This is a genomic window from Kosakonia sp. CCTCC M2018092 (genome assembly GCF_003864115.1).
Lineage (GTDB): Bacteria > Pseudomonadota > Gammaproteobacteria > Enterobacterales > Enterobacteriaceae > Kosakonia > Kosakonia cowanii.
The window spans coordinates 3,390,555-3,412,252 of record NZ_CP034225.1 but is presented as its reverse complement, the minus strand read 5'-3'; the positions used below and the strand labels follow the sequence as shown (position 1 = coordinate 3,412,252).

The 21,698-nt window shown below is 59.5% G+C and carries 19 protein-coding genes; 12 read left to right on the top strand and 7 right to left on the bottom strand.

What is annotated here, in order from left to right; all coding sequences use genetic code 11:
• Positions 1–327 precede the first annotated feature (327 nt).
• Positions 328–1,416: an oxidoreductase gene (locus EH164_RS16295; RefSeq protein WP_124969234.1), complete on the bottom strand. Its 1,089-nt coding sequence runs from the start codon at positions 1,414–1,416 to the stop codon at positions 328–330.
• 162 nt (positions 1,417–1,578) lie between these two features.
• On the opposite strand from EH164_RS16295, the gene EH164_RS16290 reads away from it, so the two are divergent.
• The 4 genes from EH164_RS16290 (at position 1,579) to EH164_RS16275 (ending at position 6,731) form a co-directional block, all read left to right on the top strand.
• Positions 1,579–3,084: a sugar ABC transporter ATP-binding protein gene (locus tag EH164_RS16290; protein ID WP_124969232.1), complete on the top strand. Its 1,506-nt coding sequence runs from the start codon at positions 1,579–1,581 to the stop codon at positions 3,082–3,084.
• Positions 3,077–4,072, top strand: a complete 996-nt coding sequence (locus EH164_RS16285; protein WP_023479978.1) for an ABC transporter permease — start codon at positions 3,077–3,079, stop codon at positions 4,070–4,072. Before EH164_RS16290 ends, EH164_RS16285 begins: the two co-directional genes overlap by 8 nt.
• A gap of 18 nt (positions 4,073–4,090) precedes the next feature.
• The gene (locus EH164_RS16280) at positions 4,091–5,155 is read left to right on the top strand and encodes a sugar ABC transporter substrate-binding protein (protein WP_124969230.1); all 1,065 of its coding nucleotides are present in this window, start codon (positions 4,091–4,093) and stop codon (positions 5,153–5,155) included.
• Positions 5,156–5,486: 331 nt separating this feature from the next.
• Positions 5,487–6,731 carry an LVIVD repeat-containing protein gene (locus EH164_RS16275; RefSeq protein WP_124969228.1) on the top strand — a complete coding sequence of 415 codons (1,245 nt, stop codon included), beginning with the start codon at positions 5,487–5,489 and terminating at the stop codon, positions 6,729–6,731.
• Between the two features lie 23 nt (positions 6,732–6,754).
• On the opposite strand, the gene mtnK is transcribed toward EH164_RS16275, so the two are convergent.
• Positions 6,755–7,963, bottom strand: coding sequence for an S-methyl-5-thioribose kinase (gene mtnK, locus EH164_RS16270; protein ID WP_124969225.1), 1,209 nt, complete (start codon positions 7,961–7,963; stop codon positions 6,755–6,757).
• Between the two features lie 102 nt (positions 7,964–8,065).
• Here mtnK and mtnA point away from each other — a divergent pair, with 102 nt between their 5' ends.
• Positions 8,066–9,073 (top strand): S-methyl-5-thioribose-1-phosphate isomerase, encoded by a 1,008-nt coding sequence (mtnA, locus tag EH164_RS16265; RefSeq protein ID WP_124969223.1) that lies wholly within the window; start codon positions 8,066–8,068, stop codon positions 9,071–9,073.
• Between the two features lie 176 nt (positions 9,074–9,249).
• Here mtnA and EH164_RS16260 read toward each other — a convergent pair whose 3' ends face one another.
• Positions 9,250–9,678, bottom strand: coding sequence for a hypothetical protein (locus EH164_RS16260; protein ID WP_124969221.1), 429 nt, complete (start codon positions 9,676–9,678; stop codon positions 9,250–9,252).
• Between the two features lie 205 nt (positions 9,679–9,883).
• On the opposite strand from EH164_RS16260, the gene EH164_RS16255 reads away from it, so the two are divergent.
• Genes EH164_RS16255 through EH164_RS16245 form a run of 3 tightly spaced genes read left to right on the top strand, consistent with a single transcriptional unit; the run spans position 9,884 to position 12,839 of the window.
• Positions 9,884–11,002 (top strand): ABC transporter substrate-binding protein, encoded by a 1,119-nt coding sequence (locus tag EH164_RS16255; RefSeq protein ID WP_124969219.1) that lies wholly within the window; start codon positions 9,884–9,886, stop codon positions 11,000–11,002.
• 32 nt (positions 11,003–11,034) lie between these two features.
• A complete protein-coding gene (locus tag EH164_RS16250; protein WP_164483650.1) occupies positions 11,035–12,063 on the top strand; it encodes an iron ABC transporter permease in 1,029 nt (342 codons plus the stop codon).
• Complete coding sequence (locus tag EH164_RS16245; RefSeq protein WP_124969215.1) at positions 12,060–12,839, top strand: ABC transporter ATP-binding protein; 780 nt, start codon at positions 12,060–12,062, stop codon at positions 12,837–12,839. The genes EH164_RS16250 and EH164_RS16245 overlap by 4 nt, the downstream gene beginning before the upstream one ends.
• Here EH164_RS16245 and EH164_RS16240 read toward each other — a convergent pair.
• The 4 genes from EH164_RS16240 to EH164_RS16225 form a co-directional block, all read right to left on the bottom strand.
• Positions 12,831–13,955 carry an acyltransferase gene (locus EH164_RS16240; RefSeq protein ID WP_164483622.1) on the bottom strand — a complete coding sequence of 375 codons (1,125 nt, stop codon included), beginning with the start codon at positions 13,953–13,955 and terminating at the stop codon, positions 12,831–12,833. The two genes, EH164_RS16245 and EH164_RS16240, sit on opposite strands and share 9 nt — an antisense overlap.
• A gap of 153 nt (positions 13,956–14,108) precedes the next feature.
• The gene (locus EH164_RS16235) at positions 14,109–14,588 is read right to left on the bottom strand and encodes a M48 family metallopeptidase (protein ID WP_124969211.1); all 480 of its coding nucleotides are present in this window, start codon (positions 14,586–14,588) and stop codon (positions 14,109–14,111) included.
• Between the two features lie 60 nt (positions 14,589–14,648).
• A complete protein-coding gene (locus EH164_RS16230; RefSeq protein WP_124969209.1) occupies positions 14,649–15,947 on the bottom strand; it encodes a sorbosone dehydrogenase family protein in 1,299 nt (432 codons plus the stop codon).
• Complete coding sequence (locus EH164_RS16225) at positions 15,944–16,372, bottom strand: DUF2231 domain-containing protein (RefSeq protein ID WP_042713347.1); 429 nt, start codon at positions 16,370–16,372, stop codon at positions 15,944–15,946. The genes EH164_RS16230 and EH164_RS16225 overlap by 4 nt, the downstream gene beginning before the upstream one ends.
• 283 nt (positions 16,373–16,655) lie before the next feature.
• Between EH164_RS16225 and EH164_RS16220 the strand changes: the two genes are divergently transcribed.
• From EH164_RS16220 to EH164_RS16205, 4 genes are read left to right on the top strand one after another with little or no spacing between them, the layout of a single operon-like run.
• A complete protein-coding gene (locus EH164_RS16220; protein ID WP_124969207.1) occupies positions 16,656–18,752 on the top strand; it encodes a TonB-dependent receptor in 2,097 nt (698 codons plus the stop codon).
• Between the two features lie 38 nt (positions 18,753–18,790).
• Entirely contained in the window at positions 18,791–19,690 is a 900-nt protein-coding gene (locus tag EH164_RS16215) for an iron-siderophore ABC transporter substrate-binding protein (RefSeq protein WP_124969206.1), read from the top strand.
• Positions 19,687–20,673 (top strand): iron ABC transporter permease, encoded by a 987-nt coding sequence (locus EH164_RS16210; protein WP_124969204.1) that lies wholly within the window; start codon positions 19,687–19,689, stop codon positions 20,671–20,673. The genes EH164_RS16215 and EH164_RS16210 overlap by 4 nt, the downstream gene beginning before the upstream one ends.
• The gene (locus EH164_RS16205) at positions 20,663–21,694 is read left to right on the top strand and encodes an iron ABC transporter permease (RefSeq protein ID WP_124969202.1); all 1,032 of its coding nucleotides are present in this window, start codon (positions 20,663–20,665) and stop codon (positions 21,692–21,694) included. The genes EH164_RS16210 and EH164_RS16205 overlap by 11 nt, the downstream gene beginning before the upstream one ends.
• The last annotated feature ends 4 nt before the right edge of the window (positions 21,695–21,698 follow it).

Below are 21,698 nucleotides of genomic sequence, written 5' to 3'. Positions count from 1 at the left end.
TCGCCTCTGTCCGCCATCCATGGCGTCCAGACCTTGTCATTCACGCTTCGGTTCGCCGATTTCAGCGGGGACACAACCCCCTCGCTGCCATATCGCAAAAAAAGCAACGCTGGTGTCGCTGTAGGCTCGCTTTTGTAGGCCGGATAAGGCGAAGCCGCCATCCGGCAATCGGTGCCGTGGTGATAATGCCGGATGGCGCTGGCGCTTATCCGGCCTACGCCGTTTCAGCGGGTTCCGTTTTTGTAGGCCGGATAAGGCATCGCCGCCATCCGGCAATCGGTGATAATGCCGGATGACGCGTACCGCTTATCCGGCCTACGGGATAATTTACCGCGTGAAGGTCTCCACCTTCTCAAACGCCGCATAGAGTTTGTCGGCGGTGACAGCCACCGGCAGAGCATGGATTGACTCCACCGGGCGCAGGGTATGGGCGATCACCTTATCCAGCTCGGCGCGGTTATGGATATCCACCTCCAGCTCCGCAAGCGTAGTCGGCAGGTTGAAACGCTGATAGGCAGCCACAAGCTGCGCCAGCACGTCGTCCTGGCCGAGCAGGGCGCTCTGCACCAGAATGCCGTAGGCGACTTTCGTGCCGTGCAGGAACTTCTCCGTTTGCGGCAGCACCGTCAGCCCGTTATGCACCGCATGCGCCGCCGCCACGCGGGTATAGCGCTCGCCAAGCCCGCCTACCATGCCGCCACCGGCGATAATCGCATCCACCACATCGCGAAACGCCTGCGTTACTTCCCCGCGCTGTTGATCGGCCAGCGCCGCTTCACTGCTCTCCAGCAACACATCGCGGATCGCCAGCGCGTTGTTAATACCAAGGCGCACCGTCAGCGGTAAGTTTTCCGGCTGCGGTGCCAGAACCACCGCTTCATACCACTTCGCCAGCGTATCGCCGATGCCCGCCAGCAGATACTCCACCGGGGCATCAAGGATGATCTGCGGCTCGACCAGCACCAGAAAGTTAGCGTCATCGAAGATCTCAAAATGGAGCGCCTGACCGGCGTCGTTATACCAGACCGACAGCGGCGTCCACGCCGCACAGGTGGCGGCAATGGTCGGGATCGCCACCACTGGCAAGCCGAGGCGGCGCGCCACCGCTTTTGCTGTATCCAGCAGTGCGCCGCCGCCAACGCCGATCACCACGCTGCGATCCGCACCCGCCTGCTGAACCAGCTCAGCTACATCACGCTCGCTGCAGTGGCCTTTAAACAGCAGATGCGTGGTGCCAGGCGCGTTAACCCCTTGTGGCAGAAACGGTTTTGCAGCGGCAAAGGCGCGCTCGCCGTAGATCCATACCGCGCGTGAAAGCTGCTCAGCGGAGTAAAAATCCTCCAGCCGCGCAAGGCTGCCTGCATGGGAGTAGTAGTTGGCGGGGCCGGGTACAACGCGGATATCGGTGCTGCTCATATGAGGTGTCCTTGTGTGTAATCGCTAACCCGATGTTATGTCTGGACATCCGGATGGCTAATATTATTTCGCTTTAACTTATGCCTTTTCTGTCGTTGCCAGTCAAGCGAGGCTGTGAAAAATTCGCTAAATCAATCTATTAATCGCAGGTATTCACGCGCTATGGGAAGCAACCTCCTCGAAATGCGTGGCATGCGCCTCGCCTTTGGCGGCTTCAACGCACTGTCGAATGTCGACTTCACCTTGCGGGGCGGTTCAGTCCATGCCTTAACCGGCGCAAATGGCGCAGGCAAATCGACCCTGATGGCGGTGCTGTGCGGCACCTATGACCATTACGAAGGGGAGATCGCCATCAACCATCAGGTGGTGTCGATCCGCTCCCCGCGCGATGCGAAACAGCTCGGCATTCACCTCGTGCAGCAGGAGGTGGACGTTGCGCTGGTGCCAGGGCTGAGCATCGCTGAGAACATCATGCTGGATAAGCTGGCAGAGGGCGGGCACCGCTTTCGCTGGGGTGAGATCCGCCGCCAGGCGCGCGACGCGCTGGCACAGCTCGATGTAGCGTTTGACGTCACCCGCGCCATCGACAGCTGCACGCTGGCGGAAAAACAGCACATCTTACTGGCGCGGGCGCTCTCCCACCACTGCCGCTTTTTGATCCTCGACGAGCCAACCGCGCCGCTCGATCAGCACGAGAGCGAGCGCCTGTTTGCGGTGGTCAGACGCCTGCAACAGCAGGGGATCGGCGTGGTGTTTATCTCCCATCGCATTCATGAGGTGAAGGCGATTTGCGACACCCTGACGGTGCTGCGTGACGGCAGGCTGGTCGAGTCCGGGCCGATGACGGCGCTCAGCGGCGAAGAGATTGTGGAGAAGATGCTCGGCCATGAACTGAGCGATATCTACCCGCCCGCGCGCCCGCCGCACAGCGACGAACTGCTGCTCAGCATTGATGGCCTGCACGACGAAGGGCTGCTGAAAGATATCTCGCTGCGGCTGCGTAAAGGCGAAATTCTTGGCATCGCTGGCCTGGCGGGCGCGGGCAAAACCGAGCTGAGCAAGGCCCTGTTTGGCGCGAGCAAAAGCCGCGTTACGCGCGGTGAACTGAACCATCAGCCATGGCGTCCGCGCGATCCGGCTGATTCGGTGACGCGCGGCATGGCGCTGGTGCCGGAAGAGCGGCGCAAAGAGGGGATCTTTATCGATGAACCGGTCAGCATGAACCTCGCCGTCAGCGCCGATCGCACCTTTTCGCGCTGGGGGATCTTTGCCCATCACCAGGCTTGGCGCTGGGCGCAAGAGGTGATTGCCCGCGTTGGCGTGCGCGCCAGTGGGCCAGGCCAGATGCTGCGCCGCCTCTCCGGCGGCAATCAGCAGAAGGTGGCGATTGGCAAGTGGCTGCGCGGCCAGGCGAACGTGGTGATTTTTGACGAGCCGACCAAAGGCGTTGATGTGAAGGCGAAAACCGACCTCTTCCAGCTGATCGACGGGCTGGCGCGCGAGGGCAAAGGCGTGATTTACGCGTCGGGTGAATTCGCCGAGCTGGTGGGTTTGTGCGACCGGATTTGTGTGCTGTGGGATGGGCGCATTGTGGCAGAAGTGCAGGGCGAGGATGCCCGCGAAGAGACACTCCTTTACTATTCCACCGGAGGAACGGCCCGTGAGTAAGGCCCTTTCAGTCAGTGCGGCGGCATCCCCGCGGCAGCAATTTTTCGATTTCCTTTATAAGTGGGGCATGTTGCTCACCGTGGTGGCGCTGGTGGCTATTTTTGGCATCGCCTCGGACAACTTCCTCGATCCCAATAACATCATCAATATCCTGCGCTCGATCGCCATCGTCACGGTGATTGCCGTTGGTGTGTCGATCTCGCTGACCATTGGCGGGTTTGATCTCTCCGTCGGTTCCACCGCCTCATTGGCTAACGCGCTGGTGATCTCACTCTTTGTCTGGCACGGCTTTGACACGACGGAGGCGATCCTTGTGACGCTGGCGCTCTGTACGCTGGTCGGCCTGTTTAACGCTTTTCTCATCGTCGTGCTGCGCATTCCCGACATGCTGGCGACGCTCGGCAGCCTGTTTGTTATTCAGGGTGTGGCGATGACCTACAGCTACGGCGGATCGATTACCGAAAACATGGTGCTGCCGAGCGGTGATATGGCGGAAGGGACCATTCCGGCGGCGTTTTCGCTGCTCGGTCAGGTGCCGACCATTGTCATCATTATGCTGGTGGTCACCGTGGTGGCGCAGCTGGGCCTCTCACTGACTACCCACGGCCGCCGGATGTACGCCATTGGCGGTAATCCGGAAGCGGCGCGCCTCTCCGGCATTCGCACTACGCGCTACAAAGTGGCGGCGTATGTGATTGCCTCGCTGCTGGCGGGGCTTGGCGGGATTCTGCTCGCCTCGCGCATTGGCTCCTCGCAGGTGAATGCGGGCGGCGGGTATTTGATGGATGCGGTTGCCGCGGCGTGGATCGGCTTCTCGCTGGCGGGCTCGGGGAAACCGAACGCGCTCGGCACGCTGGTCGGGGCGGTGATCCTCGGCGTGCTCTCGAACGGGCTGGTGATGCTGTCGGTGCCCTATTACGCGATGGACATTATTAAGGGGCTGGTGCTGGCCGGTGCTCTTGCGTTGACTTACTTCCAGCGTCGTTAACTTTCAGGGGAAACAGAGATGAAAAAAATTGCACTTTCACTGCTGGCGCTGGGATTACTCAACGCGCTGCCGGGACACGCCGCCACACCTGCGCCTGTTCCGGAGGCCATCGCCAACCATAACGGCCCGGTGCGTATTGCGCTGATCCGCAACCTCGGCTCTGATGACAACACCACCCAGTTTGTCGCCGGTGCTTTGCAGCAGGGTAAAAAACTTGGCTTTAAGATCAGCACCTTTTTGAGCAACGGTGATGACGCCAAATTCCAGGACTTCGTTAACCAGGCGATCAGCCAGAAGTATGACGGCATTATCCTTTCGCAGGGGCGCGATCCCTACTCGACGGATCTGATCAAAAAAGCGGTCGCCGCCGGGATCAAAGTGGCGGTGTTTGATACCGCCGTTAAGGGCGAAATTCCCGGCGTTACCGTGACGCAGCAGGATGATGCCTCGCTGACCAAACTCTCCTTCGGCGAGCTGGTGAAAGATTTCAACGGCAAAGCCAACATTATCAAGCTATGGGTCGCCGGTTTCCCGCCGATGGAGCGTCGCCAGGCGGCTTATACGGAACTGCTGAAAGCAAATCCGGGCATTAAAGAGCTGGAGTCGATCGGTGCTGTTTCATCCGATGTGCAGGGCGACACGGCCAACAAAGTGGGCGCGGTGCTGGCGAAATACCCGAAAGGGCAGATTGATGCCATCTGGGGCACCTGGGATGCCTTCAGCCAGGGGGCCTATAAAGCGCTGAAAGAGAATGGCCGCACCGAAATTAAGCTCTACAGCATTGATGTCTCGAACCAGGATCTGCAACTGATGCGCGAAGCGGGCAGCCCGTGGAAGGTGAGCGTGGCGGTAGATCCGAAGCTGATTGGGGCCACCAACGTGCGCCTGATCGCCAATAAGATTGCCGGTGAACCGACGCCTGCGACCTACGATTTTAAAGCCGCCGCCATTCCGCAGGCGCTGCTCGCCAGCCAGCCTGGCGCGGTGAATGTGGCGTCGCTCGGCAAAATCATTCCCGGCTGGGGCCAGACGCAGGACTTTATCGCGCCGTGGTTTGCGACGCTGGAAGCGAAGAATAAATAGTTTGCAACACGAGCCGTTTTGTCGGCCGGTGCGGCATTGATTGCCGGATGGCGCTGACGCTTATCCGGCCTACAAGGGCGTATCGCAACAAGCAATTGCGGCGAACCCGTTTGCCGGATGGCGCTGACGCTTATCCGGCCTACAAGGGCGTATCGCAATAAACTATCGCACCGAACCCGTTTGCCGGATGGCGCTTCGCTTATCCGGCCTACAAGGGCGTATCGCAATAAGCAATCGCGGTGAACCCGTTTGCCGGATGGCGCTTCGCTTATCCGGCCTACAAAAGCGTATCGCAATAAGCAATCGCACCGGCCTTTAACAAGGATAAATCATGGCAACTGAACTTCCACGCCCGGACTACAGCCGCAATATGCGGCTGATTGGCCACAGCGACCAGGGCGGTCGCCCTGACGGTGTCCAGCTGATGGTGCACTGCGGCTTTGCCTATATCGGCCATATGGTGTCGCAGGGCTTCTCCATTGTGGACGTCCGCGACCCAAAGAACCCGAAACCCGCGGGTTATATCGCCGCGCCACCCGGCACCTGGAACGTACATCTGCAAGCTCACGACGATCTGCTGCTGGTGATCAACGCCCGCGATCTCTTTGCCGACGCCCGCTTTGCCGATGAAAAGGTTTACTACACCCGCTCGGTTGGCGAGACCGTAAGCGATGTGCAGGATAAAGGCTGGAGCGCCGGGCTGCGTATTTTCGATATCTCCACGCCGGACAAGCCGCGCGAAATCAGCTTTCTCTCGCTTGAGGGTATCGGCATTCACCGCATCTGGTACGTCGGCGGGCGCTGGGCTTATGTCTCGGCGCTGATCGACGGCTTTACCGACTACATCTTCCTGACCATCGATCTCAAGGACCCGCGCAAACCTGAGGTGGCCGGGCGCTGGTGGCTGCCGGGCATGAACCAGGCCGCAGGTGAAACGCCGGGCTGGGAGGAGGGCAAACGCTACGCGCTGCACCACGCGATTATTGCCGGAGACACCGCCTACGGCAGCTGGCGCGACGGCGGCCTGACGCTGCTGGATGTGAAAGATCGCACCCAACCGAAGCTTATCAGCCACCGCAACTGGAGCCCGCCGTTTGGCGGCGGCACTCATACCGCGCTGCCGCTGCCGGATCGCGATCTGCTGGTGGTGCTGGATGAAGCGGTGCTCGACAATCAGGAGGATGGCGAGAAGCTGATCTGGCTGTTCGATATTCGCGAGCCCGCTAACCCGGTCAGCATCGCCACCTTCCCGCAGCCGGATGAGATCGATTATGTGGCGAAAGGGGCGCACTTCGGCCCGCACAACCTGCATGAGAACCGCCCCGGCAGCTTTATCAGCTCAACGCTGATTTTCGCCACTTACCAGAATGCCGGTGTGCGCGCCTACGATATCTCCAACCCCTATCGCCCGGTTGAGACCGGTGCGCTGGTGCCAGCCGCACCGCAAAAAATGATGGATACCCGCCCCGGTCGCCCGCGCGTGATCCAGTCCTGCGATGTGTTTGTTGATGCGCAGGGGATCATCTACAGCACCGACTACAACGGCGGGTTGTCGATTATTGAGTATCTGGGGTGAGTAAAGCGCCGGAAGGCGCTTTGTTATCGGGCGTACGAGTATTGCCGCACGCGGGCAATTAACTCATCGACGCTATCAATGCGATCGGCAATCACAATCAGCGCTTTGCCAAGGGAGATGGCATGGCGCAGGCAGGCGTGGCGCATCTCCTCATCTTTGATGGTGTCGATATCCGCCACGTGCGACAGGCCGACGCTACGGCGAATAAGCTCAGTGCCGCAAAAGCCAATCGCATCGGTCCACACTTTTTTCAGAAATGCCGACGCATAGCCCGGCTGCGCCAGCGCCGCGTCCTGCGTCTTCTCGGTTGCCAGCGCCTGGAAGCGTTCGGCAAAGGTCGCCCACAGGGTCTGAATATCGATCAGCCGCTGCTCGCGCGCCGCCGCCGCATCGCGAATACCGAGATGGCCCGGCAGACCGCAGTAGTTCAGCAGAAGGTTGCCGATGGCGGTACCGATATCAAAACCAATCGGGCCGAAGTAGCCAAACTCGGCGTCAATCGCTTTCAGGCTGCCGTCGGCGACAAAGATTGAGCCGCTATGAATATCGCCATGCAGCAAGGCTTCAGCGTGAGAGAAGAAGCGGTGCTTAAGCGATGCGACTGCGACTTTCAGCTGTGCGTCATCGCGCAGGGCGGCGACATCCGCTTCCAGCTCGGCCGGGTAGTTATTGCGCTCGTGGATCTGGTAGGGATCGTTGAAGAAGAGATCTTCGGTGATCTCGCACATCGCCGGGTTAATGAATTTCGCCACCTGCGCTTTTTTCACATGCGGGTGGAGGTAAAAATCACTGGTGTGAAACAGCGTCTGCGCCAGGTATTCACCTAACTGCGAGGCTGCCTGCGGATAATAGACATTGCGAATCAGTTCGCCGCGCCAGATGTGGTGATCGGAGAGATCTTCCATCACCATCACCGCCAGCTCCGGGTTGAAATGGAGGATGTTAACGGTGTGCTGCGGGCAGTGCTGGTAGTGTTCGACCAGCGTTTGTGCTTCGAGACGCGCACGATCGAGGGTCAGCGGCCAGGACTCACCGACGCAGCGCACATAGGGCAGCGCCTGTTTGACGATGACGCGGCTTGTGCCGTTGCGGTCAAAAATTTTAAATACCAGATTGAGGTTACCGTCGCCCACTTCCTGCGCGTCAACGAGTTCGGAGGGATCGCGAAGGCCGCCAAATTGTTGTGCATATGCCACGGCATCACGGGCGGAAAAGGTATGGTATTGCGACATTGCCTCGATCCTCTTTTTGCGATTTAAGCCATTTAGACGTCTATACATCCGCTTTGCATCCTGACACAATACGCCACATTAACGCAACAGGGATTTAACGATATGCCGTCATTACAGACCACCAGCCTGCGCATCGCCGAAAATCGTTTATTTATTCTCGATCAACAGGCGTTACCGCAGGAGAAACGCTGGCTCGCCGCCGATTCGGTAGATGAACTTGTCGGCCATATTCACGCGCTGCGCGTGCGCGGTGCGCCGCTGATTGGCCTCTCTGCCAGCCTGCTGCTGGCGCTGCTGGCCGCGCGCGGTGAGAGCCGTGAACAGCTGGCGCAGGCGCTGGAAACCCTGCGCGCGGCGCGCCCGACGGCGGTGAATCTGATGAACAATCTTGACCGCATGAAGCGGGCGCTGGCGCAGGAGACTTACTCTAACGCTCTGATGACGGAAGCGCTGCGGCTGGTGGACGAGGATAAACAGCTCTGCGACAACATTGCGCAAGCGGGTGCCGCGCTGGTTAAACCCGGCAGCCGTATTTTGACCCACTGCAACACCGGCGGGCTGGCGACGGCGGGCGTCGGCACGGCGCTCGGCGTGATTGCGCTGGCGCATCAACAGGGCAATATCAGCAATGTGTGGGTGGACGAGACGCGCCCGCTGTTGCAGGGTGGGCGGCTTACCGCCTGGGAGCTGGGCGAGCTGGGCGTGCCGTATCAACTGATTACCGATTCGATGGCCGCCAGCCTGATGGCGAAAGGGGAGGTGGATGCGGTGTGGGTCGGCGCGGACAGGATCGCGGCGAATGGTGATGTGGCGAACAAGATAGGCACCTATTCGCTGGCGGTGCTGGCGAAGTTCCACAACGTGCCGTTTTATGTCGCCGCGCCGCAAACCACCCTCGATCCCCATTGCCCGAACGGCGAGGCGATCCCGATTGAGCAGCGCGCCGCCACAGAAGTGACCGGCGTGGCGGGAAGTTTTGGCGCGGTGCAGTGGGCGCCGGAAGATGCGCAGGTCTACAACCCGGCTTTTGATGTTACGCCCGCCGCGCTTATCAGCGGTTGGGTGCTCGATAGCGGCGTGGTAACGAAGGCCGCGGATCTTTTTGTGTAGTGCATAAAACGTTGCCGGATGGCGCGTAAACGCTTATCCGGCCTACGCCGTTTCAGTGCATCCTCACCCGTAGGCCGGATAAGGCGCAGCCGCCATCCGGCAATGGGGTTTCAGCGGCCTCACATCCGTAGGCCGGATAAGGCGCAGCCGCCATCCGGCAATATCAAACCGCTGCATCACGCAAATGGATGCTGCAAAACCACTTCACTCTCTCTTCTGTTGGCCTGCACCTGCGTGGCGGCGTCATCCTGCCCTTTTTCATACCGCGGTGGGGTGATCGCCGGGTAAACAAAGCTGCCCACTTCGCTGCACTGCTCCGGGTCTTCATCGCCCGCATAAAAGAGATAATACTGGTTCGAATCCGGGAAGAAGGCCAGGCTGTCGCCGTTGCGAAAAGTGGTGCTCCAGAAGGGCACGCCCGCTTTGGTATGCGCCTTCTCTTTGCCCGCAGCGATTTGAAAATGGTCACCCCACTTCATGGTCGTCAGGCTGTAATCAAAAAAGGAGATGGTCAACGCGCCGCGTGTCGGGCAGTTCAGCCTCACCGCATCGTCGGCGCGGGCGGTGGCAATAAACATCATCAGCAGAAAGAGGGTGTATTTCATGGCAGCGGGTCCGGCAAAAGCAAAGCATGAGGGTAAAGCATTGCCGCGTATAAACCCGTAAGAAAATATGTCAGAAAAAGAGAAAGGGAATCAGGATGTTAAGAAACGACTGGATTTGTTGAAACCGTATAGGTTTTGTTGAGCTAAATATGATAATAATTATCAAAACCATAATATTCTCATTACCATCAGGGCTCCTCTTTCTATGCATGGAAAAATCCGCACTACGCTGCTTTTCGGCGCGCTTCTCACGCTGCCCGTTCTCGCTCAGGCCACGCAATACCCCCTTACGGTGACCGATTTTAGCGGCCGTAAAGTAACGCTGGATCACGAGCCGCAGCGCGTGATTTTGCAGGATGGCCGCGACATCATGACCCTCGCGCTGCTGGATCGCGATAACCCGTTTAAACGCCTGGTGGCGTGGAACAACCTGGCGAAAAAGCAGGATGTCGAAAGCTGGAAGATGCTGAAAACCCGCTGGCCGGAATCCGCCAATATCCTTGATATGGGCTTTAGCGACAAAGGCAATGTCGATCTCGAAAGCGTGCTGGCAAAGCAGCCGGACCTGATGATTGCCCAGCTGCGCGCGAAACCGTCGCTCACCGACAGCGGCGTGCTCGACAAGCTGACGGCGCTGAAGATCCCGGTGGTGTTTGTCGATTATGAAGTGAACCCGGCGAAAGATACCGCGCCGAGCGTCGATCTGCTGGGCAAAGTCCTTAACCGTGAAAGCAACGCCGAAGCTTATACCACTTACTATCGCCAGCATCAGCAGGCGATTACGCAGAAAACCGCCGCCATTACGCCAAAACCGAAAGTGTTTGTCGAAGCGCTGGCGGGGAATGCCGAAAGCTGCTGCTTTACCCACGGCCACAGCGGCTGGGGCGGGCTGGTGGAAGCGGTGGGCGCAACCAACCTCGGTTCAGAACTGCTGCCAGGCGCAACCGGCTTTATCTCTCTTGAGAAGATCATCAGCGTCAGCCCGGATGTCTACATCATGACCGGCTCCAAACGCGGTAACAGCCAGGTGCTGCCGCTTGGCCTTAATGTCTCGGCAGACGATGTGAACAAGCAGGCGCAGGTGCTGCTGAGCCGTACCGGCATCAGCCAGATCCCGGCGGTGGCGCAGAAGCACGTTTACGGCGTCTATCACCACTTCTATAACCACCCGTATAACATCGTGGGTATGGAGTACCTGGCGAAGGATATCTATCCGCAGGCGTTTGCCGATCTCGACCCGGATGCGACTTACCATCACATCATCAAAAACTTCACCAAATTGCCGGATGACGGCTTTGTTTACAGCTGGCAGCAGGGCAAATAAACAGAATGAGTACCACTCTTGACGCGGGCGCGTTGATGGACAACTACCGCGCGATAATGCGTCGTCGCGTTGGTCTGCTGGCGCTGCTGGTGGGGTTGATTATCGCCTCAATGCTGCTCGACTTTACCCTCGGCCCCTCCGGCCTGTCGCTGGATGTGCTGGGGCAAACGCTGCTGCATCCGCAGAGCGTCGACGCCGGAATACGGGTGATTGTCTGGGATATCCGCATGCCCTATGCGCTGATGGCGATTGTCGTCGGCTTAACGCTGGGTCTGGCAGGGGCTGAGATGCAGACCATCCTCAATAACCCGCTCGCCAGCCCGTTTACCCTCGGCGTTTCGTCTGCGGCGGCCTTTGGCGCGGCGCTGGCGATTGTGCTTGGCATCGGCATTCCCGGCATCCCCGCGCAGTGGTTTATCTCGGCGAACGCCTTTATCTTCGCGCTGCTGGCGGCGCTGCTGCTGGATGGCATTACCCGCTGGACGCAGGTGGCGACCTCCGGCGTGGTGCTGTTTGGTATTGCGCTGGTTTTTACCTTTAACGCGCTGGTGTCGATGCTGCAATTTATCGCCAATGAGGACACCTTGCAGGGGCTGGTTTTCTGGACGATGGGCAGCATTGCCCGCGCCTCGTGGGAGAAGCTCGGTATTCTGCTGCTGGCGCTGGCGGTGATTATGCCGCTGTCGATGCTCAGTTCGTGGAAGCTCACTTCTCTGCGTTTAGGCGAAGATCGCGCCATCAGCTTTGGCATCAACGTGCGTCGCCTGCGGCTGACAACGCTGCTGCGCATCAGTATTTTGTCGGCGTTGTCGGTGGCGTTTGTCGGGCCGATTGGCTTTATCGGCCTTGTGGCCCCGCACATTGCCCGCATGCTGTTTGGCGAAGATCACCGCTTCTATCTTCCAGGCAGTGCGCTGATTGGCGCGCTGGTGCTGTCACTGGCGTCGATTGTCTCCAAAAACCTGATTGATGGCGTCATCATCCCGGTCGGCATCGTCACCTCGCTGGTCGGCGTGCCGTTCTTTATCACCATTATTGTGCGACACCGGGGGAGTGTATGAGCCCGCAGTCCGGTTTATCCCTGCGCGGCTTCAGCGCGGGTTACCACAAACAGCCGATTATTCAGGATCTGGCGATTGACCATCTGCCGCGCGGCAAAGTGACGATCCTGCTCGGGCCGAACGGCAGCGGCAAATCGACGCTGCTGCGCGCCATGGCCGGGTTGAATAAAGCCCAGGGCGAATTGCGGCTCGATGGCGAGGATCTGCTGACGCAGCCCTTCGCCAGACGCGCCGAGCAGGTGGTTTATCTGCCGCAGTCGCTGCCGGCGGGCGTGCATCTGCACGTGCTGGAGTCGATTATCGTGGCGCAGCGTGCGTCCGGCGGCCTGCACAGCGCAGAGCAGCAGGCGCAGGTGATGACACTTTTGCGTCAGCTGGGCATTGAGCACCTCGCGCTGCACTATCTTGATCAGCTCTCCGGCGGGCAGAAACAGCTGGTCGGTCTGGCGCAGTCGCTGATCCGCCAGCCCGCTTTGCTGCTGCTCGATGAGCCGCTCAGCGCGCTGGATCTTAATTATCAGTTCCACGTAATGGATCTGGTGAAGCGCGAAACCCAGCGGCGCAATATCGTCACCGTGGTGGTGGTGCACGATATCAATATCGCGCTGCGCCACGGCGACCATGTGCTGATCCTGAAAAAGGGCCAACTGGTGGCCGACGGCGATCCGGGGAAGGTGATTACCCCGCATACGCTGGCTGAGGTGTACGGCGTGCGTGGGCGGGTTGAGCCCTGCTCGCAGGGCATGAAACAGGTGATTATTGACGGCTTAGTTTGAGAGATGCTGTTGCGCAGCAGGTGCAGATTTCCACATGCACTTGCTCTCAACCCATTTATACATCACCGGGGCAATCACGCCTGCCGCGACCAATGCGCAAACCTGCCAGAGATAATGACCGGCGCTGTAGAGATAGTGCCTGGCGACGGTTTGCGTAATGCCATGCACCAGATAGAGCGAAAAGCTACAGGTGCCGAGCATTCGTAGCGGAAGAGAGGTCAGCAGGCCGAAATAGTCGCATCCGCATTTCACGGTATAGAAGACCACCAGCATGTAAAGCGCGGTAGTCGGATTATAGGCATGACGGGTAAAGGCGATTGCGGCAATAAGCAGCGCCAGACAAATGAGATCCGAGGGGCGTTTATCCGACTTGATAGTGGCAACCAAAAAGCCCACCAGAAAATACATCACATACGCCAGCCGTTCGTCACTGCCGAGCAGATACTTTCCGCCCATTACCAGCGCCATTAAGAAAATGACAAAGAGCGTCGCGTGCTTAATGTGGCGCATGAGCAGATATAAGAAAGGGATCGCAAGGTACAAGCGAAGCTCCCACACCAGCGTCCAGAAGATGCCCGAGGTAGCGATTTGCAGCGTGGTGCCATTGATGACGGCGGCAGGCGGCTCAAAAAGGAAGGGCAGCGACGAGATAAACCACTCGTCCGGCGACGTATGGCTGCCTGGATGCATAATAAACGTCGCGGCATAGATAAGCGCCAGCGTGGCGATAACCGGCGGATAGATCCTTGCCAGTCGTGACAGTGCGAATCCGCGATAATTAAAGGTGGGGGCGAGGGCTTTCTTAAAAAAAAGAAAGCCGGAAAGCATAAAGAAAATACCGACGGGGAGCTGCCCGGTGATGAAAATCGCGCTTTTAACCTGGCTGAAAGAGATATAGTCGAGCGACCAGTAATCGTCTGCTGCGCCGCCATTTCGCCAGAAGAGATGAAATATCGCCACCAGCGCTGCGCAAATACCGCGCAGGCCGTCGAGGGCAAGGTATTTTTGCTCGGGCGGCTTAATCCCGATAAGGGAAGATGTAGCTGTAACCGTTGCGACGAGAATGCCGAAATAGACTAAGTATTCAAGGATATAAGCAGTATAGGTATAAAGCACAAGACGATCTCTTGCCTCGAAGGCAACGGAAGCAGAAAAAATAAGAGTGCGCGTAATCTACACATAGCTGTCTTAAATGGAAAGTCTGCAAATTTGGCAGGTTTCTGTTCGCACAGCCCTTTTTTACAGCCAGACGCTGCCAGCATGCACTTGTTACCAGCGCTGATACGGGTTCTGCGCGTAGTTGCGCAGCACCTCTGCGTAGGGTGCCGTGCGGGTATCGGGATTTCGCACAATAGACTCCTGCAGTACGGCAAGCGCGGCGTCGTGCTCGCCGAGATTATGCAGGCAGAGGGCATAGAAGGGCGGCACTTCGGTTGCCTGCGGCCAGCGGGCGATAATCTCCGCAAACTGCGCTTTTGCCTGCGGGTATTTCCCGAGACAGCGCCAGGTTGAGGCGAGGCCAAAGCGCGCTTCAAACTCATCTTCATCACTAAGGCCAGCCTCAATCGCCGCCAGGTAATACCCTTCGGCATCGCGCTCGTGGCCCTGGTTATCAAACGACCAGGCGATATTGAGCAGCGCCTGCGCGCGCAGGGCCGGTTCATCGGCAAGTCTCTTTAACGCCGCGCGGCTCTGCTCATGCTCGCCCGCTTTTCGCAGCGCAATCGCTGCCTGCAACCTGCTCTCCATTCGCCTCTCCTTAAAAATGTTGAGGCTATGTTATAAGCGAGGCGGCAGGCAGCCACAAGGTTAGCGCGCGCTGACCCGCCAGATGGTGTTGCCCGCATCGTCGGCAATCAGGACGCCGCCCTGCTTATCCATCGCCAGGCCAACAGGAAGGCCACGCACCTGCTTCTGATCGTCGGTAAGAAAACCGCTCACCACCGGCTGCGGTTGCCCGACCGGTTTGCCGTTTTCAAACTTCACCCACACCACCTGATAACCGTTGAGCGGCTTGCGGTTCCAGCTGCCATGCTCGCTGACAAACGCGCCGCCGCGGTATTGCGGCATATTCTCGCCGGTGTAGAAGAGCAGGCCGAGCGGGGCGACGTGGGAGCTGAGCGCGTAGTCAGGTTTGATCGCCTGCTTAACCAGATCCGGGCGCGGTGGCTGGACGCGCTCATCCACATGCTGACCGAAATAGCTGTAAGGCCAGCCGTAGAAGCCTTTATCCTGCACCGAAGTCATGTAATCCGGCACCAGATCGGAGCCAATCTCGTCACGTTCGTTGACGATCGCCCACAGCGCGCCGCTCTCTGGCTCCCACTGCAACCCTGTCGGGTTACGCAGGCCGCTGGCAAAAATGCGGCTCGCCCCGGTCGCGGCATCCACCTCCAGCACCGCCGCACGGCGGTATTCGGCACCAATACCGTTCTCGGTGATGTTGCTGTTGGAGCCAACGCCGACATAGAGCTTGCTGCCGTCGGGGCTGGCGAGCAGAGATTTGGTCCAGTGATGGTTAATCGGCCCGCCCGGCAGTTCTGTTACCACTTCACCCGGCGCGGTGATGGTGGTTTGCCCCTCCTGATAGGGGAATTTCACCAGGCTGTCGGCATTCGCCACCCACAGCGTGTTGCCAATCAGCTGGATACCGAACGGCGAGTGCAGGTTTTCAATAAAGGTGTGCTTCTGCCATTTGCCGTCGACATTACGCAGCAGGGTAATACGATTGCCGCCCGGGCCGCCTTTGCCGGAGGCTTTCTGCACCACGCCCATAATCAGCTGTTTCGGGCGCGTGGTCGGCTTCGCCGGGCCGTTAGCTTCCGCCACCAGCACATCGTTATTTGGCAGCACATAGACCTGACGCGGGTGTTGCAGGCCATCGGCGACTTTCTCAATCTTCAGCCCCTGCGCCACTTTTGGCATCTCACCCTCTTTCCACGCCACCCCTTCCGGCACCTGCATCGGCGGCATCAGGAAGTTTTGCGCTTTTGGCAGTTCAGGGTTTGGCCCCACTTGTTTAGCCGGATCGAGGCTGGCGCCCTGATCGCAGCCGGCCAGCAGGGCGGTGAGCGTAAAGGCGAGGAGTGTTTTGCGGTGGATTCTCATGCGATCACTCCTTTGCGGGTACGAAGGGCAAGCTGGACGTTAGCAATCAGCAGCAGCGCCACCACGGCGGTGGAGAGGATCACCCCCAGCGGCACCACAGCGTAGGCGTCGCGGCTGTGGACAAAGGCGTTGAAAATCGCCAGCACAATGGCAACCAGCCAGAGCCAGAAGTGGATTTTTACCGCCGCCGTCGCCAGCGGACGTTGGGTGAACCACACCTGCACCAGGTTTATTAGCCGCGGCACAATCGCCAGCACCAGCCCGATGGCGATAAGCCAGCTTGCCGCGTCGGTCCACATGATTTGAAAAGATTTGAGGTAGAGAATATCGAAGATCCACGCGGCGGTGAAAAAGCCGAGCGGCAGGGGGTTTAACAGTTCATAGAGCGCAATGGCGACCCGCGATGGTCCGGAGGTAGTTTGCATTGGTCTTCCTTAGTGAACGGGGGATCGGGAAGTGACCACGACTCAAGCCACAGAACGTGCCTGATAAAGGGTAGACAAAATAATGTGAAACGGCGGTTTGTTAGCAGCGTTGTGCGCCATAACGCATTCTGCATAGTTATAAGTTTCGAGACGGGAATATTCACTTTACATTGAGTTATTGATAATGATAATCGGTCTCAAATTGTTTCTTATTGTTCTTATTTGATGTTGTTACGGATGATCTTCGCCGGTGCGGCGAGATATTACATTGAGGGTTGTTTGCATGCGATTTTCCCCTTTATATGGCGCGCTTACTCTGGTCATCGCGTCGCCGCTTTATGCGCAGGATGCGACAAGCAGTGAAGAAGATGTGGTTGTAACGGCCACGCGTACCGACGGCTCGCGCAATGACTCCCCGCAGGTGATCAAAGTGATCACTGAAAAGGAGATTGCCCAACAGCGCCAGCTCACCTCTGATACTTCGCAGATCTTAAGCAACCTGCTGCCGTCGTTTTCGCCGTCGCGGCAGAAGATGTCCGGCAGCGGCGAGACGCTGCGCGGGCGTACGCCGCTGGTGATGATTGACGGTATTCCGCAATCCAACCCGCTGCGCCCAACCGGGCGTGAAATGCACACCGTCGATGCCTCGATGATTGAGCGCATTGAGGTGATCAAAGGGGCCAACACCAGTAACGGCGTGGGCGCGACCGGTGGGGTGATCAACATCATCACCAAACGGGCGAAACCGGGCACCGCCAACCAGCACTTCAGCATCGAAACCACCACGCCGACCTCTGAACTTAATCACGACACGCTGGCCTACAAAACCAACTACAGCATCAATGGCAGCGAGGAGTATCTCGACTACCTCTTCGCCCTCAGCTATGAGGATCAGGGGTTGTTCAAAGATGCGAATAATCACGCCATTGGCGTCGATAACACCCAGGGCGATTTGATGGACTCCCGCGCGTGGGATCTGCTGGCGAAAGTGGGTTACTGGCTCGATAACGACCAGCGCGTGCAGTTAAGCCTTAACCGCTACCGGCTGAAAAATAAAGATAACTATGTCAGCGTCACCGGCGATCGCGACGCGGGCAGGTTGACCACCTCACGCAAAGGCACGCCGGAAGGCACCGCGCCGCATAACGATGTCTGGACCGTCGGCACCACCTACGACAACTACAATCTCGCTGGCATGAAGCTGACCGCGCTGGCCTACTATCAGCGCTACGAAGCGCTGTTCGGTGCCACCAACTCCTCCTCCTTCCAGGATCCGCTGATTGCGCCAATTGGCACGCTCTACGATCAGAGCCGCGCTTACACCGATAAGTACGGCAGCAAAATCGCCCTGACGAAAGATGATATCTGGGACGATCGCATTAAGGCGACGGTGGGCTTCGACACGCTGTTTGATAACTCGAAACAGGATCTGTGGAGCACCGGGCGCACCTATGTGCCGGAGATCAACTACACCGATCTCTCGCCTTTCCTGCAACTGGAGTACGCCCCGGTGGAGTCGGTCAAACTGAGCGGCGGCATTCGCTACGAATATGCGCGCCTGAAGATCGACAGCTACCAGACGGTGTGGGCGAACGATCGCGTCACGGTCGAAGGGGGCACGCCATCGTTTGATGAAACCCTCTACAACGCCGGGGTTGTCTGGACGCCAGTCACACCGCTGAGCCTGTTTGCCAGCTACAGCGAAGGCTTTACCGTGCCGGATGTCGGCCGCGTGCTGCGCGGCATCGACACGCCGGGGGTGAAGCTGAGTGATTACAACAGCCTGCAACCGATCATTACCAAAAACAGCGAAGTCGGCTTCCGCGTCCAGCAGGCACCGTTCGATTTTGAGGCCAGCTACTACAAGTCGACCTCCAAACTGGGCAGCCGCGTCGAGTTGCAAAACGACGCCTTTGTCGCGCGACGTGAAAAGACCGAGATCGATGGCGTCGAAGTGAGCGCGGGCTACGCGCCGAACGCTGACCACAAACTGACGCTGGCGTGGTCGCATATGCGCGGCCGTTACGACAGCGATGATAACGGCAGCCTTGATGCCAAACTCGACGGGCTTAATATCGCCCCGGATCGCATCATCGCCAGCTGGTCGGCGAACTGGAATGCTGAACTGAGCACCTTTTTGCAGGCTAACTGGGCGCTGAGTAAAAAATTCGACGACGAGGAGAAGGACTTCTCCGGCTATGCGATTGTCGATGCGGCGGTGGGCTACAAGCTGCCTTACGGCCAGCTGAGCCTTGGCATCTCTAACCTGCTCAACAAGCAGTACGTCACCTACTACTCGCAAAGCGCCTCGGTCGATCCGGATCGCTACTTCGCCGGGCGGGGCCGCACGGCCACACTCGGTTACAGCCTCAACTTCTGATGGTCGCCGCTCCCCTCGCGGGAGCGGCAACGTAACGGATGAATAGCCTGAATATCTCACTTTCCCGACGGCGCGGCCTGCAAGCGATGCTGCTTTATGGCATTGCCCCCGGCCTGTTTGCCGCGCCGCCCGCGTTGCCGCGCGCCATCTCACTCTTTCAGGGAGCAACGGACAGCCTGGCCGCCCTCGGCGTGACGCCCTGCGGCATGGTGGAGTCCTGGGCGGAAAAGCCGGTCTACCGCTACCTGCGCCCGCGCTTCTCAAACGTGCCGCAGCTCGGGCTGGAGACGCAGCCGCAGCTGGAAAAGATGGTGCTGCTGAAGCCGGATATCATCTTCGCCTCGCGCTTTCGCCACCAGGATGTCGCGCCGCTGATGGCAAAAATCGCCCCGGTGGCGCTGCTCGATGATGTCTTTGAATTCAAAAAAACACTCAGCGTGGTTGGCGACAGGCTCGGTCTTGCCGACAGCGCCAGCGCGCTGTTGCACCAGTGGCAGCGCCGGGTGGCAACCCTGCGCGGGCACATTGCACAGCGCTTTGCCGCACCGCCGACGGTGTCGGTTATCGAAGTGCGCCCCGATCATATTCGCAGCTACGTCGCCGCCAGCTTTCCCGGCTCGGTGATGAGCGAACTGGGTTTTGGCTGGAACAGCGCCGCGCAACAAGCACGCAGCACCTCGCTGCGCTTCTCCGGCTTCGAGAATATCCCGCTGCTCGATGCCGATCTCTTCTTCATTTTGCTGCGTACCGAGAGCGCGGCGATTATGCGCCACTATCAGGCGCTGACCGCGCATCCGCTCTGGCGGCAGTTGCGGGCGGTGAAGGCGCAGCGGCTCTGGACGGTGGACAGCGTGCCGTGGAGTTTGTCCGGCGGCATCCTTGGCGCGAATCACATGCTTGATGATGTCGACGCCGCGCTGCGCGGGGAGGGGGCATGAAGGGGCGCTTTCTGCTCTGCTTTCTGTTGCTGCTGGTGATGGCGGCACTCAGCGTAATGGTTGGTACGCAAATTTACACGCCGGGCGAGATTGCGCGTGCGCTGTGGCAGCCGGATGCCACCCTCGCGCGTGATGTGATTATTCACACCTCGCGCTTACCGCGCACGCTGCTGGCGGCGGCCGTTGGTGCCTTCCTCGCGGTGGCGGGGGCGTTAATGCAGGCACTAACACGTAATCCACTCGCCTCGCCGGGGCTGTTTGGCGTCAATGCGGGCGCGGCGCTGCTGATTGTGCTGGCGGGTGCGCTGTTCAGCATTGGCGAGGCGTGGGTCACGCTGCTGCTCGCTTTTACCGGCGCGTGCCTCACCGGGTCGCTGGTGTGGTTCGCCAGCCAGAGAAGCAGCGGTCAGCTTAACCCGCTGCGGCTGGTGCTGGCAGGCGTGGCGATCACCGCCCTGTGCAACGCGTTTACCCAAGCGATTCTGGTGATGGATCAGGAGAGCCTCGACACCATGCTCTTCTGGCTGGCAGGGAGCCTTGCGGACAACGATCTCGCGCATCTCTACCCGATGCTGCTGCCGGGCGGGCTGCTGCTGATTGTCGCCATGCTCTGCGGCGGGCAGATGGGAGTACTCAACGCGGGTGAAGAGATTGCCCGCGGGCTGGGGCAGAACATCGCCCGCGTGCGGCTGCTGGCGAGCGTGCTGGTGGTCGGGCTGGCGGGCTGCGCGGTGGCGCTGGCGGGCAATATCGGCTTTGTCGGGCTGATTGTGCCGCACATCGCCCGGCAACTTTTCGGCAGCGATGTGCGCACTTTGCTTCCCGCCTGCGCGCTGCTGGGGGCGTTGCTGCTGCTGGCGGCGGATATTGCCGCGCGGGTGGTGATCCTGCCGCAAGAGGTGCCGGTCGGGGTGATGACCGCACTGCTCGGCGCACCCTTTTTTATCCTGCTGGCGCAGCGCCGGGGGCAGCATGCCGGATAGCCAACTCTTTCGCTGCGGCGCGTTTGCCCGGCTCTATTCGCGCCGCCAGTTGCTGATCCTTGCGGGCTGCACGCTGATCGCCGCGCTGATTGTGCTTATTGCACTGAGCGTCGGCGATGTGCCGATCCCGCTGCTGCACACCCTTCGCTTACTGGTGCTGGCCGATAACAGCGCAGAGCATTTTATTTTGCATGAGCTGCGCCTGCCGCGCGTGGCGCTGGCGCTGCTGGCGGGCGGCGGGCTGGGGCTTGCCGGGTTGATTTTGCAAACCCTTGTGCGCAATCCGCTCGCCTCGCCGGACACCCTTGGCGTCACCGCGGGTGCCAGTGCCGGTGCGCTGCTGTGGCTCACCTTTTTTAGCCTGCGTTACGGCAGCGCGGGCATGCCGTATGCGGCGATGGGCGGCGCGGCCTGCGCCGTCGGGCTGATCTTTCTGTTAAGCGCGCGGCGCGGGTTAACGCCACTGCGCATGATTTTGACCGGGGTTGGCGTCTCGGCGCTGGCGGGCGCGGTGGTGACACTGATCCTCGTCTTCAGCCCGTTGACCACCACCTTTTCCGCATGGGTGTGGCTGAGCGGCAGCGTCTATGCCGCCAGCTGGCCGAAGGTGCTGCACTTGCTTCTCTTCTACCTGTGGGCGATCCCGCTGTTAATCGTTCTGCTGCGCTACCTGAAGGCGCTACAGCTTGAGGATGCGCTGGCAACCGGGCTGGGCGTGCGGGTGAATGCCATTCGCCTCCTGCTGTTGCTGGCCTGCGTCGCGCTCTCTGGCAGCGCGGTGGCGCAGGTTGGGGCGATGGCCTTTGTCGGGCTGGTGGCACCGCATCTTGCCCGCCTCGTGGTGGCGCAGGGGATCTTCAGCCAGGCGTATGTCGCGACGTGCAGCGGCGGCAGTATGGTGGTAGCCGCCGATCTGCTGGCGCGCACGCTGTTTCGCCCCGCCGATCTGCCCGCCGGGATCTTTGTCGCGCTGGCCGGTGCGCCGCTCTTTCTTTGGCTGCTGATAAGGCAGCGTTCGTAAGCAA